We start from the raw sequence: 14,782 nt of genomic DNA, 5'->3' as shown, positions 1-14,782 counted from the left end.
AAAAAACGTAAAATTCATCTTGACGGTTACAGTTTTTCCGTTGGATTTTATTATTTGTGGGATTTTGTTTCGAATTAGTTTGTTGTAGGTTGGCATGTGGGTTTCCTCCGTTTGGTTTTTCTTCTATTATAATAGAAAAGCAGTTTAACTAGGGGTTAAACTGCTGCATTGCTTCTTTTATATAGTTTTTTTCTTCGGTTGTGAATTCGTATTTCCCTGTAACCAAACCACTCACTTATCAATTCAACATTGATGCCTTAAAATGCAAGGAAAATACATGTTTACAGCTTAAATCGCAAAAATCTTTAAAGCTTACACCGAAGGTTATCCGTAATAACTTTTTACATGGATAGAAGAATGTCCCCAAAAAAGGTTTTCCTACTTGAAATTAAAAACATGCAATTAGTATGCAGTTTTTATACAAACACTTCATAACATATGAGTTTAATATCTCTTGGATCATTCTTATATTCAAGTTTCTCTTCAACATTTATATATTCAAGCATTTCATCAATTTTATTTACCAATTCGTCGTCTGGAAGCTTCAAGTCAATTGTCTTTAATTTACTTATAGTTCCCTTATGTAAAGGGTTCTTTAATTTCTTTCTTATCATTCTTTGCTCTCTTGTAATTCTGCTTCTATACTTTGTTTTTGAGAATATTTTTTCAAGTCTTTCAGCAATATCTTTCTGTACTTTATCAAGTTCGGCTGAAGTCATTTGAACCTGTATAATATTAGCTACTTGATTTTCCACATATTTTTTACCTAATTCCAAAATCTCATCCACATTAAAAGAAATATGACGTTTGATCGGTTTCGAATTCAGATAATTCCCTTGGGCTATTAACTGATATATTTCTGCTTTACTCGTTTTAAATTTTTTTGTATTAACATCATAAAATAGCCAATAACTCTCTTTACCTAATTTATAATACATATATAGCCCTTGATAATTTTCTAACTTACGAATGGAATAAATTTTATCAGGAAGCTGTGAAGCATAAAGCTGATTATTTTTATTACTAAAAATAATATCCTTATAGTCTTCATAAATGTATTCTTCTGAAGGAATAATGTCATCTCTTTCTCTTTCTAATTCATCAAGTAAAGACTGATCCTCCTCATTTAACCTTTTAATTCGAGCCTGGTCTTTTTCGTTAAATACCTTATCAATAAGTATCTCATCGTTAGAAATAATTCTACTTTCATTACCAATGGTTTCGTTAATGTACGTAATTTTCTCGGCAAGCCTTTTAGTCAATTTCAATATTTCATCGAGTTTATCATCTGGAATAAAGTTATAGATATATATTTTATCATGAGAAGTCGTTATTCGATCTATCCTACCTTCCCGTTGAATAATTCTTACAGGATTCCAAGTTAAGTCATAGTTAATAATAATATTACAGTCCTGAAGGTTCTGACCTTCTGACAAAATATCAGTTGAGATTAATATATCAATTTCTGGTTTTTCAGGATCGTAATGATCTGGATTAGCCTTTGGAGAAAATTGTGCTACGATCTTCTCTTTTCTGTTATTTTTATTGTTCTTACTATCAATTTCGGCAACAACACCAAAATTATTGTCAATTACATGCTTATACAAGTAACGAGCAGTATCTTTAAACTGAGTAAAAACAAGAACCTTTTTATTTTTTAAATTTTTTATCTGATAAAGTAATTCCTGAAGTTTTACATCTGCCTCATCATTAATATCTTTTATTAAATCCACTATTCTCTTGAAACTTTCAAGATCATCAAGGATTTGCCTTTTTAGTAATTCAATACTACCCTCAAACTGTTCAATATCTATTTTCTCGATACTGTCTATTATATCAAAGCTATCCGATTCTATGTCTTCCATGACGTCCTTTTTTGTTACTAAATATCCTTTTTCAATAGAAGATAACAAAATTTCACAAAATCTTATTTGTTTATAAATAGAAATTCTAAATGCTTCAACGGAGCTTTCAAATCTTTTTAAAAACATAGTTTTTACAAGAGCTTTATTATAGACCTCTTGTTGTTCTGTTAGGCTTTCCTCTGAAATTATAGGTAAATTGAGTTTTTCAATTATTGTAGAAATTTCAACAAAAATGTTTTCGCCATATAACTCAGATATACTATAACCAATTTTTTTTAAATTCCTCTTAGGAAACTTAAGCTCGTTACCTTTGATAAATAATTTATTATCTGAATCACCATATTTACTTTTAATAAAAGTTCTACTTCTTCTAATCATTATTTCATTAAGAATGTTAGAGACCTCATCTTTTTTTTCTTCGTAATAATTAAAGATGTCTCTGAGTTTTGCAATACCATATTTATTTTTAAAGTCATCATCTTTCAAGAATAGAGTTAGAATATTATATAAATCAAAAATTGAGTTATTTACAGGTGTAGCAGTTAATTGGATAACTTTTTTCCCCATTGTAATTTTCACTAATTCTCTATGCCGGTTTGCTGTTTCATTACGGAAATTATGTGCTTCATCAATAATTATTGTATCAATATTGTCTGCCACTTCAGTAGATATTCCGTCCCGTCCAATACTTTCTTGGGTAATAATTTTTATCAGTGTAGGTGAATTAGCAGCTTCACTTTCCCACATTGGCTTTAAAGAGGAAGGACAAATAATCAAGATATTTTTTCCAAACTGCGAAAAATATCTGAGCAACCCTTTTGCTACATAAGTTTTCCCTAATCCCACACTGTCTGCAATGATTACTCCGTTATACTTTGATAAAATTTGAATAGCTTTTTTTACAGCAAATGCTTGAAATTTTGTTAAATCATCAAGATTTAGAGATTTAACCTCCTCAAAAAGAGAATCGTCTTTAAGATATTCAAAAAGAGTTTTTATTAGGATGTCAAAAGGAGAGTATGTAAGTCGTTCGATATTAAGATTATTTTCTATAATCTTTAATAAATCTTCATTAAAGTCCTCCGCTTCCTCCCATACTTCAGAATACCATTTTTTCACTTCTTTAACAGCCGATGGTTGTCTTAATAATGCGTTTAACTCTGTATTTGTTTTATCGTTGTCTTTATCTCCAAGCCCTCTTTTTGAAAAGTTACTAGAACCTACAATTGCATAATTTTCTTTAATCTCTCCATTATTGTAACTTACATCAAAAATATATGCTTTTGAATGAAATTTTTCCTTAACATAGATTCGGACATTAATTTTTCCCTCTTTGATTAGTTCTGCCAAGTCATTAACTTGTTGTGTTTGCTCATCGTTTAAGTAATTTAAATCGCTTTCCATTGAATTCATAACAGCCTTTTTCTTTAGGTCATATCCCATGGATAATTCATTTACTGTTATAGCATCTGTTTCATTTCCAATTAATATTTTTATTATGCAATTCGGACCAATATGCTCTTTAATAAGATTAAAACCATTAAGGTAGAAATAGCCCGTGGCTATTTCTACCTCTGTTGCATGTCTAATCAATTGATTTATTGTATCTTTTAAAAGAACATGCCTGTTATCAATTATCTCTGGAATTTCAGACATTTATATCTCACCTCTAATCTACTGAATAATGCTTAATAAAAGCTTTTGGTCTTCCTCATTTATATCATAAATTTCAAAAACCAATTTATCAATTTCAGCTTGAATATTTTCTATTTCAGAAGTATTACCTAAGTTTTCATCTAACAACTCGATCATCTTTTTCACTAAATTTTCAATAATCATTTGCTGACTTTGCTCTCCCAATCTTATTGGTAACTTCCTTACATCTGTGACAAGAATTTTCGGGAATAGCCCCTTTTTTGCTTTAGGTGATGTGCCATAATTATAAATTGCAAAAAGCTTCGAATTTAATAAACCTAATAAATAAAACAAAGAAATTTTTTGCTTTTCTTTTGGGACTATGTTAATAATACTAGGGGTGTTATAATACTCTTCCTCAGCATAGCCAGCATTTAATCTCCCAGTGCTCTTGTTTACAATCTCTCTTACTAAAACCCTAGGCCCATTAAAAAAACGAGGCTCGCGGGGAGCAGCCAACCACTCTCCATAGCTAATCCATGTCTGCCCATTCCATTTTACAGTGTAATATTTTACATCCTCACCTTTTAATTCCGGTTTATATGTTTCATCCTTTTGATATTCCGCATGCCAAATACGTTTTTTTATAATATCTACCGAATGACCTCTATACTTATCATAAGGAATAAGTCCCTGACTAACATCAAAATACTTTTGGATAGGAACGCATTTTAGTCCAATTCTTTCAATTAACTCCTCCTGTTTATCTGTAAAACGCATCATAAATAGCCACTTTTTATCATTCTTAAGTAGTTCTTTTACAGGTTTAGAATTCTTATAATAAAACTTTTCAGTTTCTGAATTAAAATCATAGTACTTAACTTCGTAATTCTTAGAAGTATTTTTTACTCCGTACATTATAGCAGTGCGAACTTTTGCTTTTTTGAAAACATTCACTTCAGTCAAATCATAAAGGGAATCTAAAACGTTAGTAGCTAGGATTTCCTTACGAAAGTTACCCGCATTAACGTTAAAGATAAAGGTATTAGTTGTAATATAACTTATTAGCCCATCTTCTTTTAGCAACTCTAATCCCTTAAGGTAAAAATACTGAGAGGATTCATAATCAGCTACATTTGGATACTGTACTTTTAGATAGGTTTTTTCATTTGAGTTAAATTCTGCTCCATATGGGGGATTACCTATGATAATGTCAAAACCATTTGTTTCAAAAACTTCCGGGAAATTTATTTTCCAGGAGAAAAATTCTTTTCTACTAGGTAGAGTTGAATCGTTCTCATCTACCAATGTTTTAAAAAGTTCTCTTTCCAATTTTGTAATATCTTCTTCAACTTCTTTTTTATTTACAGTAGCATTAAAAAATTCTCTTCTTTTTAGTATTAATTGATCAATGATTGAATATAAAGGAGTTTTTTCTTCAAATAAAGATACTTGTCCAAAACCAAGTTTATCAAATTCTTTATCTAAATTGATACCATCAACTGAAGAAAATAAACTATTGCCTTGAATTATTTTATACGCAAGATTAGGTAACGGTTTTATGTCCTCTACTGAGGCAGCATCATATTCTACCGCTAATGATAACCATAATCGTAATCGTGCAATATCAATAGCACCCTCTTGAATATCAACACCATATAAATTTTCATGTATTATTTCTCTTTTAATATCAAATAAATTGAATCTTAGTAATCCCATGGAGTGTACATTAACTTTACGAATTAGCTCCACAACGATATGAAGCATTCCCAATATGAACGCTCCAGATCCTACTGCAGGATCACAAACTTTTATCTTTTTAAGTTCTTGTAATAGCTTAACTGCTTCATTTGGTGATAACTTATAAATAGAACAATCTCGTGTTTCTGTACGTTCATTTATTTCATCAATAATTATTTTTTTATGCTTAGAATATAAATTTTCGTCTTCTAAGTGCGAGATTAAATAATCAATCTTATCAGCTACATCAGGGGGGAATTTTTTTAACAAATACATTTTTAACGTATTTTTACACATTTCATTAATAATATTTCTAGGTGTGTAGAAACTCCCTGTGCCGGATCTCTCTTCTTCGATAATTAAATTCTCAAAAATTCTACCAAGTAATTCTGGGTCAACAGCTATATCTAGGTCATAACCTAGGTCTTCTCTTACAGTAAAGTTATATTTGTTTAATAAATTTTCAAATAGACTTTTAAATGGTTGGTTATCAATACTTATTGAATTATTTACTTCAAACTGAGGATGAGGTTCAAATAACCCACCATTTAGATAAGGTATTCCTTTAAACTTTTCGTTAATTTCCAAGTCCTCAATTACAGGTTTATAATTTTCATATAGTTTTTTTGCCTTTTGACTTCTTTCATAGTGTTCCAGTAAGTTATACTCAAATGGTGTATTTAAGCATTCAAAAAATAAAGGTTTTAGGATTTCCTCAAAGTAACCCTTTCCAGTTTCTTCACAGTGTAAAAAGCGATCATAAAGATAATCTTGAACACCGTTAAGCCATCCCTTTTTCTGTACAAAGTAGAGAAAAATCAATCTACTTATTAAAAGCAAAGTATAGTTTCTTTTCTCCTCTGGGGAGTTTAAACCATGAATATTTTTAGAGAAATTTTCAATCTGTTGTTTAAATTCTTCAAAAAACTTATCTGTAACACGTTCTATATCAAAAGCATCTTTATGGATTTTTGCAATATCTAGGTCATCAATAATGTCTTTTCCAGCAATTTTAATCTCAGTTAGTATTCTGTTGTCTGTGGCAGTTAATCTGTTTTTTTCAATTCTCAATCGACGTATTTTTATTTTTCCATCATTATCTTTATGGTAGTGTAAAAAAACGGTATTTTTATAATTGTTATCCGTAAAAATCAGCAAATTGTAGTCAAACGGGTTTCTTCTATGTAACCGATGTGCAATCATGTTCATATTTTCTGTTTTAAGTTCATCGATCTCAAATAACCATATTTTAAAATCATCTGTATTAGTAAGCATATGCATTTTATAAAGCCAATTATAGTTAAAATCAAATATAGATTTATCAAAATCAAAAATTGAATTATCTTCATAACCAATTTTCATAAAATAGTTAGCTACACTTTTTTTGTTGCTTAAATCAATCAATATATTAACCCTCCTAGATCATTTCCACCTTCATATTATTAACTATAACACATAAATCTTAATCCTTGGACAAGTTGTTTAAGCTGATTTAGTCCAATTAAATTACATTATCAATTACTCTTTAAAGTAAATGGACAGTGTAATTAAATAAAGTTTTTTTATGTAACCAAAACTTATGTTTCAGATAAGCTAATGGGCGGCGAAACAATATGGCGGGAAATTTATTAAAAATTGGTTGGAACATAATTAACAATTCTTGAATTTTAGTATTTCAGAGATACTATTTCTACTCGATGTCTGTCCAATTCAATATAACAAGAAATTCAGAAGGTATTAAAAGCAAATCATGAATCTAAAATATCATGGGGAGTGTAATTAATTAGTCAGAAAGACTTATTTTTCTGTTAGCGAGCTTAGTGGATTACAAAATATCCATATGGATTCACTTCTTTTTATAATGAATGATTAAATAACGTTTTGATTTCCTTCTTCAATTGCCGTGTAGAAATATATTTTTTTGTATTTTATATTTTGAACCTCAATTAACTATTTCCTAACAAATCAGATCGGGTCAAGAGAGAAGGAAAAAAACAACAAAGCATAAACACTTCTTTCGATATACTTCAATAATACCATTCTCAAAAAATGCATGACAGATGAGTTCTGTTACTCTCTCAATTAAATGGTGTTAAAAATCAAACTAAACTTGACATGGTCTAGTTCTTAATATTATTCATTATCTTATCTACACTAGTCATAAATTGGTCAAACTTTACTGATAAAAGAAAAATATTTAGGATTAAGAGATGTTACAAAAACACGAAAATCCCTAAAAACAACCGTTCCCCATAATTTGTCTGAGTCTATAGAATATATTACATCTGAATTGATATGGTATGGGATCGTCATTTAAATTGCTACACTAACAAATTCGCATTGCTTACAAATAAACAATATGCTTTATCCAATCAACCATTACCAAACTTAGGTCTCTCAACATTAAAAAAATAATTATGACTTCGTTCAATTAGCGCTTTACTCCACTTATCCCGAAGTTCTTTTCTTCTATGCTTATCAGGAACGTGTATCTTAAAACATAACCTTCCTTCTTCTAACTGCAAATACTACTTACAATCACTATCTTTTTGTTCATTCCACCAAAAGGCATAGAATCCACCATTCGGATTATCTACATGCCCATACTGACCTTTGATTCCACGTTGCTTTAACTCCTCATAAAATCCTTCCCAAGTCTCACCCTTCCATTCACTTAACGGAAGAATCTTATACAAATCATATTTTTGATCTAATTCTCTTAAATAAAGATAGTAATCTAAAAATATTTGATCTTGAACTCCTCTATCTATATTCTCTTGTGAAAATTCAAGCATTTGTTCTCTTATAAACAACACATATTTAGCATCAATTACTGCTGAATAATCACTTTGATTACCTATTTTATAGTAGATAGGTAATAGATCACATTCATTATATCTTTTTAGTTTAGCCACTTCTTCATAATAACGCTTTAATTGATTAGAATGCTCTTTTGTATATGTTTTATCTTCTATTAAAATAGCCTGATTACCGTTAATTTCAATAAATATATCTAAACCTTTAAATTGTTTCGTAATCTTAATTTCTTTAATAGCAGCTGGAAAGGTCTTTTTATGTAAATCATATATTCTTCTAATAAAGCCTATACTGGCTTTATATAAGCATTCATCGGGGGCGCCCACTCTGCTAGCCAACAAATAAAAACATCTTGCGAAAATTCACTTGTTCCATGTAAAAATAAATTCGGTCTCTTATCCATAACTTAATCGCCTTTGAATCTACTCGCTATTCCCCAACACTTAATACTTCTAAAACTTCCCTAAACAACACCGAACCTCTCCCAACAACCAACTCCAAAGGCACCTCTTTAACTCGCCCATCTCTCCCTACCATAACAACCTCATTCTCATAATCAACCCAAATCTGAACATCCTGCACATAATAACTCTTAATAGAAGATGCCTCATCTAAGTTGTTATGATCCAGTTCCACCTTAACTTGCTTCGTAAAACGACGCAGCGTTTTCCAAAGAGTTCGTTCTTCTTTTGATTTCATAAAGAGTTCTGGGAGTTCTTGCACTTCTTTTAATAATGACATAGTTGTTATTGTGTATGTTTGAATGCCGTATCCTACTGGGCGGATGAGGTGGTCTAGTTTTTTCCATGGCTCTAGTTCGAAATGTATATACTCATCGTTTTGTGGCATTTGAATGTGTTTGATTTTGGCTACGTATTGAATGCCACCTTTTTCTCCGTGCCATTTTTTCGGTGCATATAATGCTATGTACTTCGCTTCTTGCCATCCTGGTTTTAACTGTGTGACCGGTAACTGGTATAAGCCTTCTTTTCTATATGCTTCATAGTCGGCTTCAGTTTTCACGATGCCCACTAATACTTTTTCTTCTAGCGAGGAGTGCCATTCTTCTTTTGTGCCTCTTGGAAGGATGCCTTCTCTTATAATTTCTTCTGGGCTTTTTTCAATGAGATGGTCTAGAAACTGTTCGACTAGTCTTGTTGCGTTTGGTAAGAATGGAAAGCCACCGATATTTACTTTTTCGATACTTTTATAAAATGGATGGTTCTCGTACGCTTCCTCTTGGTTCCACGGGAATAGTACGTACGCTCCGTAAGCTGTTCGCTCAAAAGGCCCCTCTTGTTCCACTACTAATGCATCTCTGTAACGGTGCATTGTGTTAATATCTTCTTCCATTGGACCAGGGGTGCCATACTTCCTTTTATAATGAGAGCTTTCAGCAAAATCAATTCGGTATTTCGCATCAAAAATGTATTGATATTGATAGTCCTTTCCCTTTTTCTCAATAGCGAGCATCGTATCTGGTTTTTGTGTAACTGTTGGCAGTCTACCGTTTCTTTTCTGAAAATACAGTTCTATTACTTCATCAGTGACTGGATGCTTGAACGTTCTTTTTGCAGTTTTACTTTCATCAAGCGTTACGTATAAACCATCTTGTTTAACTTGAATAACGTCTTGATGGAGCGGTATATATTTTTTAGATAGAATTTGTCCAAGTTTTAAATACGTCCAGTATTCGTATAGCCTTGCAACATCTTTTACCGACATTTTGAAAATTTGTCCTCTTAAAGTTAAACCTCGCGATAGCATTAAGAAAATTTGATACGCATCTCTATAGCCTGCTGCCATTTGGATAACGAGCGAAAAGACTGAGCGATCTAATTTTCCGATTGCTCTCCAAAACGGATCGTTCAATTCATTTTTCATTCGATACTTCATATTTTTTACACGTTCCAGCAAATCTTCATCAGTTTCACCACGTGTATATCTAGACTTTTCCTTTAGTGCTTTAAGTAAATCATCTATTTTATGTACAACTCTTTGAATCATCCATTTAACAAATCGATTTTCCAGCGTATCATAAGAAACTTCCTTATAAGCTGTAATCCCTTTAGTCGGTATATTGTTTTCTCCTTGCAATAAGTGTGGTCGCTTTCGCAAATAGTTCATTCCGAGAGAATCCAATTTACGAATTTTTTCTCCTCGTACTAGTTGATGTCTAGTCATAAGCGTATGATGCGGCTGTCTTTTAATATGAGAGATCGACTTCATAAACCGCTCAAAGGAATCATTTAAAATACGATAAAACTCACTCTTCGATGGGTTTGTAGCGTAAATTGCAGATGCTCCTAAGTAAGTTCTCTTTAGTAAATGAAACGCTAAATTATAAATCTCATCATTTACTTCATCTAATAAAGCTCTGTAATCATCCTTATAATCAAGCTTTGCCGGGAAAACTTCAAATGTAACAGTTAATAAATTATCTATATCATCTTTAATTTCAAACGTTGTATTTCCTACTTCATTTGGAAACGAAAGATTCCCCATTAACACGTGAAGTGAACCCATTTGAATGGAACTAATTTGTTTTCGAAATCCTGGATGTTCATGATAAAAGGAGAGCTGCTTGTTATTTTTCGGAACAACAACAAGCTGATAACTCCTATTTTCAAAAAAGATCGGCGGATGTTCGTTCCATTTATCTAATCTCTGCAATCTCGCATCAAATACGGCAACGGATTCTGTCTTACCATCTACATGAAAATACATCATTTCATCCGCACTCATAGCGTGATATTCTTTTAAACTCTCATATTTTTCATGATAAGGATTCCCTTTAATCGTCAATGATAGCTCCTCTGTTTCAATCTTAACTAGCTCTATCTCATTATTAGATCCAGAAAGAGGTGAAACCATCATACTCGAACCTCCTTAACATATGAGACAGCTTATTAGCAGAACGAGGATATTTAGCATATAAAGCATCATTGTTGCCACTATCATATTCCTCATTTGCACATAATATATACAACTGCTTTAATACCTCTTCTGTTCTTCCGTCGCTACCTGCAAGACGTGGTAAAATCTTTTGATATATTTGATAATCAAGTGCTTCATCAAACGATAATAACTTTCCTTTTTCGTTGTATGCCATATAGAAACAAATTTCATCTCGTATACGATATCCAACTTGAGCCCCAACTGATTCCAGTGATTTATTTATTTCTATTAAAATAGTCGATATATTTCTCACAAGGTCTTCATTTTCTTTAAAGCATTCTTTTAAATGAAGATACTCGGTTGCTAAAGAGCTATTAGAAACAACTTCAGCTTCCTTCTCTTCTATATCCATTAAGAAATTAAAATAATCTAAGTTAACGGTATTAAACTCAATTGTATTCGCACGATCTAATACTTTCTTACTTAAAGGATGTGTCGTTTCGTCCATGTTTACCGTTCCGATAATATATACATTTGCTGGGATCGTAATGTGCTTATTCGTAATGGATTCTGGAAGCACTGGTGACGTAACAATTTTTCCATCTTTCCATTTACGGCTTTCAATTACACTTAAAAAATCACTAAAATAGTATTCCACTCGCGCTAAATTCATCTCATCCAACACTACAAAATACGGCCTATTTGGGTTTGCATCTGCATTTTCAAGAACTTTAATTAACGGTCTTTCTTGAAACTCCCCTTGAAGGTTCACATAACCAAGCAAATCAGAACTATCACTCCAATCAGGTCGAACCGGAATAAGTGTAAATTGTCCATTCTCTTCCGTGGCCCCTAAGCTCTCCGCAAACCACTGAACAATTTTCGTTTTCCCCGTACCCGAAATACCTGATAAAATCACAAACGGCTTCGTCTTTAACGAAAGGAAGAAATTAATAAGATCCTTTTTCTCATAAAAGAAACCTTTACTTTGAATATAAGAAGACACATGATCAATAATGGATTGCTGATCTAAATAGACTTCTTTCCTCTCATAAATCATTTCATATTTCGTTCCTTCCTCTTTATAAGCTATGTATCCCTCATAATAGCGAAGCATTTCTTCTAGGTCCTCTACTAACTCTTTTTCGCTTGGCATTTTATTAGCATCATACGCAATATAAGCTGCTGTTGAATTTGCATAGCCTTTTGCTTTTGGGCTTGTACCTAGGAAAATCTCATCATCTTTTTTCACCTTTTGGGACATATGTATTTGTTCACGAATCTCTTCTTTAATTTTTTGCATCTCTTCTTTAGTTGTTTCTGTCACACCTTGTCCAATGGTCAAATACAATCGTTGCATATCTTCACTAAATAAATAGACGATATAATACCCTCTCTGTGTCGATGTTGTAATACTTCTATGCATTAGTGCAATCCATGGAACTGTCGCCCAATTCCCTTTTCCGACTGACCCTATCACACTGTACTGCTTCTCATTTATAAATGGTAAACGAATGATTTCCGTTGCTATATCATTTCGGACTGTTAATCCTAATTTATGTCCTGCAAATTTTTCTGTTTTTGCATCCAAATATTCTTTCAGTATCTTTAAAAAGCCTTCACGTAAACTACTACTCATATTACCGCCCTTTTCTTCACTCTTTTTTATGTATTGTTCGGCTGGAATCCATTCAGCATTAATTATTTCCAATTTCTCAGACCACATTAAGAGATTATGCGTACGCTCTTTCGCTAATGATTCTAGCATTAAATTATCTCCTCTAGAGTTTCGGACGATTGTCATCGCTAAATCCACTAAAGTAGCCTTCTTGGCAGCCCTCGGATACACTCTTAAAAGATTAAGTACAAACAGAGCAATTTGAAAATACTCCTGCTTTAAAACTAGCTTTCGAATAACATCATTCTTACTCTTTTCTCCAATGTATTCATTTAATAAAGACGTATCAATATCATGATTATCATTTAAAAATCCCAGTAACCTTAAATCTTGTCTTCCTTTAGATTTAACTCTATACAAATTACCACTAATGTGATCACTTAAATTTTTCGGATCGTACGTATCGTTTATTACCTCTTCCAAAAATCCAACAACTTTATGATACTGCTCACATGGTAAATTATCAGTTTGGAACTCTTTAAATGTAATAGCCCCCGATTCCCTTACATCCACAAATGGAAGGTGTGAAAAGAATGCTACTAAGAAAGTATTACATTCACTCACTTGTCCGAAATCCTCACTCTTTACCGTTCGCATAGCGATAAGCTTTCCCCAAGCATCCTTAAGAAGCTCAAAACTCACGTTAAAATAAGATCGTGCTTCTTCTTCCTTTGCATATTGTCCACTTGAAGTTTTAGTTTGAACATCTAATCCTTTATCATCTTTGTTTATAACCAAATAAGTTTTATCACCATTTATATCTTCAACCTGCTTTATTGACTTAGCTAATTCCATTATGAGTTGCTCTAACATTTTCATCCCCACCGTTACAATTAATTACAATTACCACTATTTTACCAAACTATGTATAAAAGAAAAATCATACAATATGATGTATGATTTTCTACTCTATTATTTAAAATACTTCTGATAATCCTCTTCATTTTTAAATTCGATCGGCCCAACATCCATTCGGAATTTTCCATTCTCGTACAAGAGTGGTGAAGCCTCTGAATGGTCTTTTGAGTAGCTTTCTACATGTGAAATTTTCATCTCATTTGAATTCGTGAAATCAATATGAGCAATACACACCCAATAAGCATGGTCATTTATTTCTAATAACGGTGCTGTTACAACGCTTCCCATATGATTATCGACAACAGCTTTTGCCCTCATAGAATAAAAACTACCTACCCCATTGCCTACAGCACTATACGCAGCAAATAAAACATATTTCAAAGCTTCTGGTCGATAAATACGAATTGTTTCTTTTCCTGGCTCTTGCGAATCCCCATCTAACACAATATAAGGTGAAACTTTAGACGAACCTAGATTTTTATAATAAACCTTTCCTATTTCTCCATTCGTTGTTACATAAAAACAGTATAAGTCTAAATCTTTATTTGTTTCCCATTCTAAAGTAGCTGTTACTATTTTAGATTTTTGTATATTTATAGATTGTTTTTTCTTCAATTCAACCTTCACTACATTAATAGTTGTTTGTACTGGAGGCGGAGTAGGAACTATTTTCTTCTCTACAGGGGGAACAGTTTGTTTTTCATCATCTGCGATTTCTATCCCAAAATTTTTACATAATGCAGCTAACCCACCAAAATAGCCAGCTCCAATAGGATTGAATTTCCATCCTCCCCCATGTCGATACAGCTCTCCAACAATAATGGCACTTTCATCTGTAAATGCATACGTGATAGGAAAATGAATAATTTCTAATCCTGATTGTGCGTTGTTTATTTTCAAATGAATATAGGAAACATCTCGTAGCGCCTGTTTCTTCTCTTCAGCATTATGAATTGTAATCGAAAATACAATCCTTTGTACCTCATCTTTTATATGAGTAAAATCTATCGAAAATCTTTGTTTACTTCCATTTGCGATATTTTGATTTAATTGAACCGATCGACAACTAGAATAAGGTTGTCCATAAAAAACGAAATCCTCTTCTTTAGTAATTTCCCCATTAAAACCTACTAAAAAAGCTGATGCATCTACATCCATATTCATCGGGGCATTCCAAGTTAAATCTACCAGTAACCCTTTCATCTCTGGATGATTCTTTGCAACATCTATCTTTTGTCCCCTTACTAAAGTATGTATCATCATAATTCCCCCGTCCTACACCTTTAATGTT

At 32.1% G+C, this 14,782-nt stretch carries 5 protein-coding genes and 2 pseudogenes; all 7 read right to left on the bottom strand.

Annotated elements, in window-relative coordinates:
• Nucleotides 1-15: 15 nt before the first annotated feature.
• Nucleotides 16-96: pseudogene (locus DN404_RS24815) on the bottom strand (nucleoside triphosphate pyrophosphohydrolase); the annotation flags it as partial.
• A gap of 320 nt (nucleotides 97-416) precedes the next feature.
• The gene (locus tag DN404_RS24810) at nucleotides 417-3,521 is read right to left on the bottom strand and encodes a helicase-related protein (RefSeq protein ID WP_149215566.1); all 3,105 of its coding nucleotides are present in this window, start codon (nucleotides 3,519-3,521) and stop codon (nucleotides 417-419) included.
• Nucleotides 3,522-3,539: 18 nt separating this feature from the next.
• Entirely contained in the window at nucleotides 3,540-6,644 is a 3,105-nt protein-coding gene (locus tag DN404_RS24805; protein ID WP_149215565.1) for an Eco57I restriction-modification methylase domain-containing protein, read from the bottom strand.
• Nucleotides 6,645-7,612: 968 nt separating this feature from the next.
• Nucleotides 7,613-8,460 (bottom strand): annotated as a pseudogene (locus DN404_RS24800) (PD-(D/E)XK nuclease family protein).
• A 26-nt stretch (nucleotides 8,461-8,486) separates the two neighbouring features.
• Nucleotides 8,487-10,931, bottom strand: coding sequence for a restriction endonuclease-like protein (locus DN404_RS24795; protein ID WP_149215586.1), 2,445 nt, complete (start codon nucleotides 10,929-10,931; stop codon nucleotides 8,487-8,489).
• Nucleotides 10,906-13,446 (bottom strand): MrcB family domain-containing protein, encoded by a 2,541-nt coding sequence (locus DN404_RS24790; protein WP_149215564.1) that lies wholly within the window; start codon nucleotides 13,444-13,446, stop codon nucleotides 10,906-10,908. Before DN404_RS24790 ends, DN404_RS24795 begins: the two co-directional genes overlap by 26 nt.
• A 99-nt stretch (nucleotides 13,447-13,545) precedes the next feature.
• Nucleotides 13,546-14,751 (bottom strand): TerD family protein, encoded by a 1,206-nt coding sequence (locus tag DN404_RS24785; RefSeq protein WP_149215563.1) that lies wholly within the window; start codon nucleotides 14,749-14,751, stop codon nucleotides 13,546-13,548.
• Nucleotides 14,752-14,782: the final 31 nt, after the last annotated feature.

It is taken from the genome of Bacillus sp. TE8-1 (assembly GCF_008368855.1).
Classification (GTDB): Bacteria; Bacillota; Bacilli; order Bacillales; family Bacillaceae_G; genus Bacillus_A; species Bacillus_A cereus.
The sequence above is the reverse complement of the archived record's forward strand: the minus strand, read 5'-3'. Positions and strand labels throughout refer to the sequence as shown.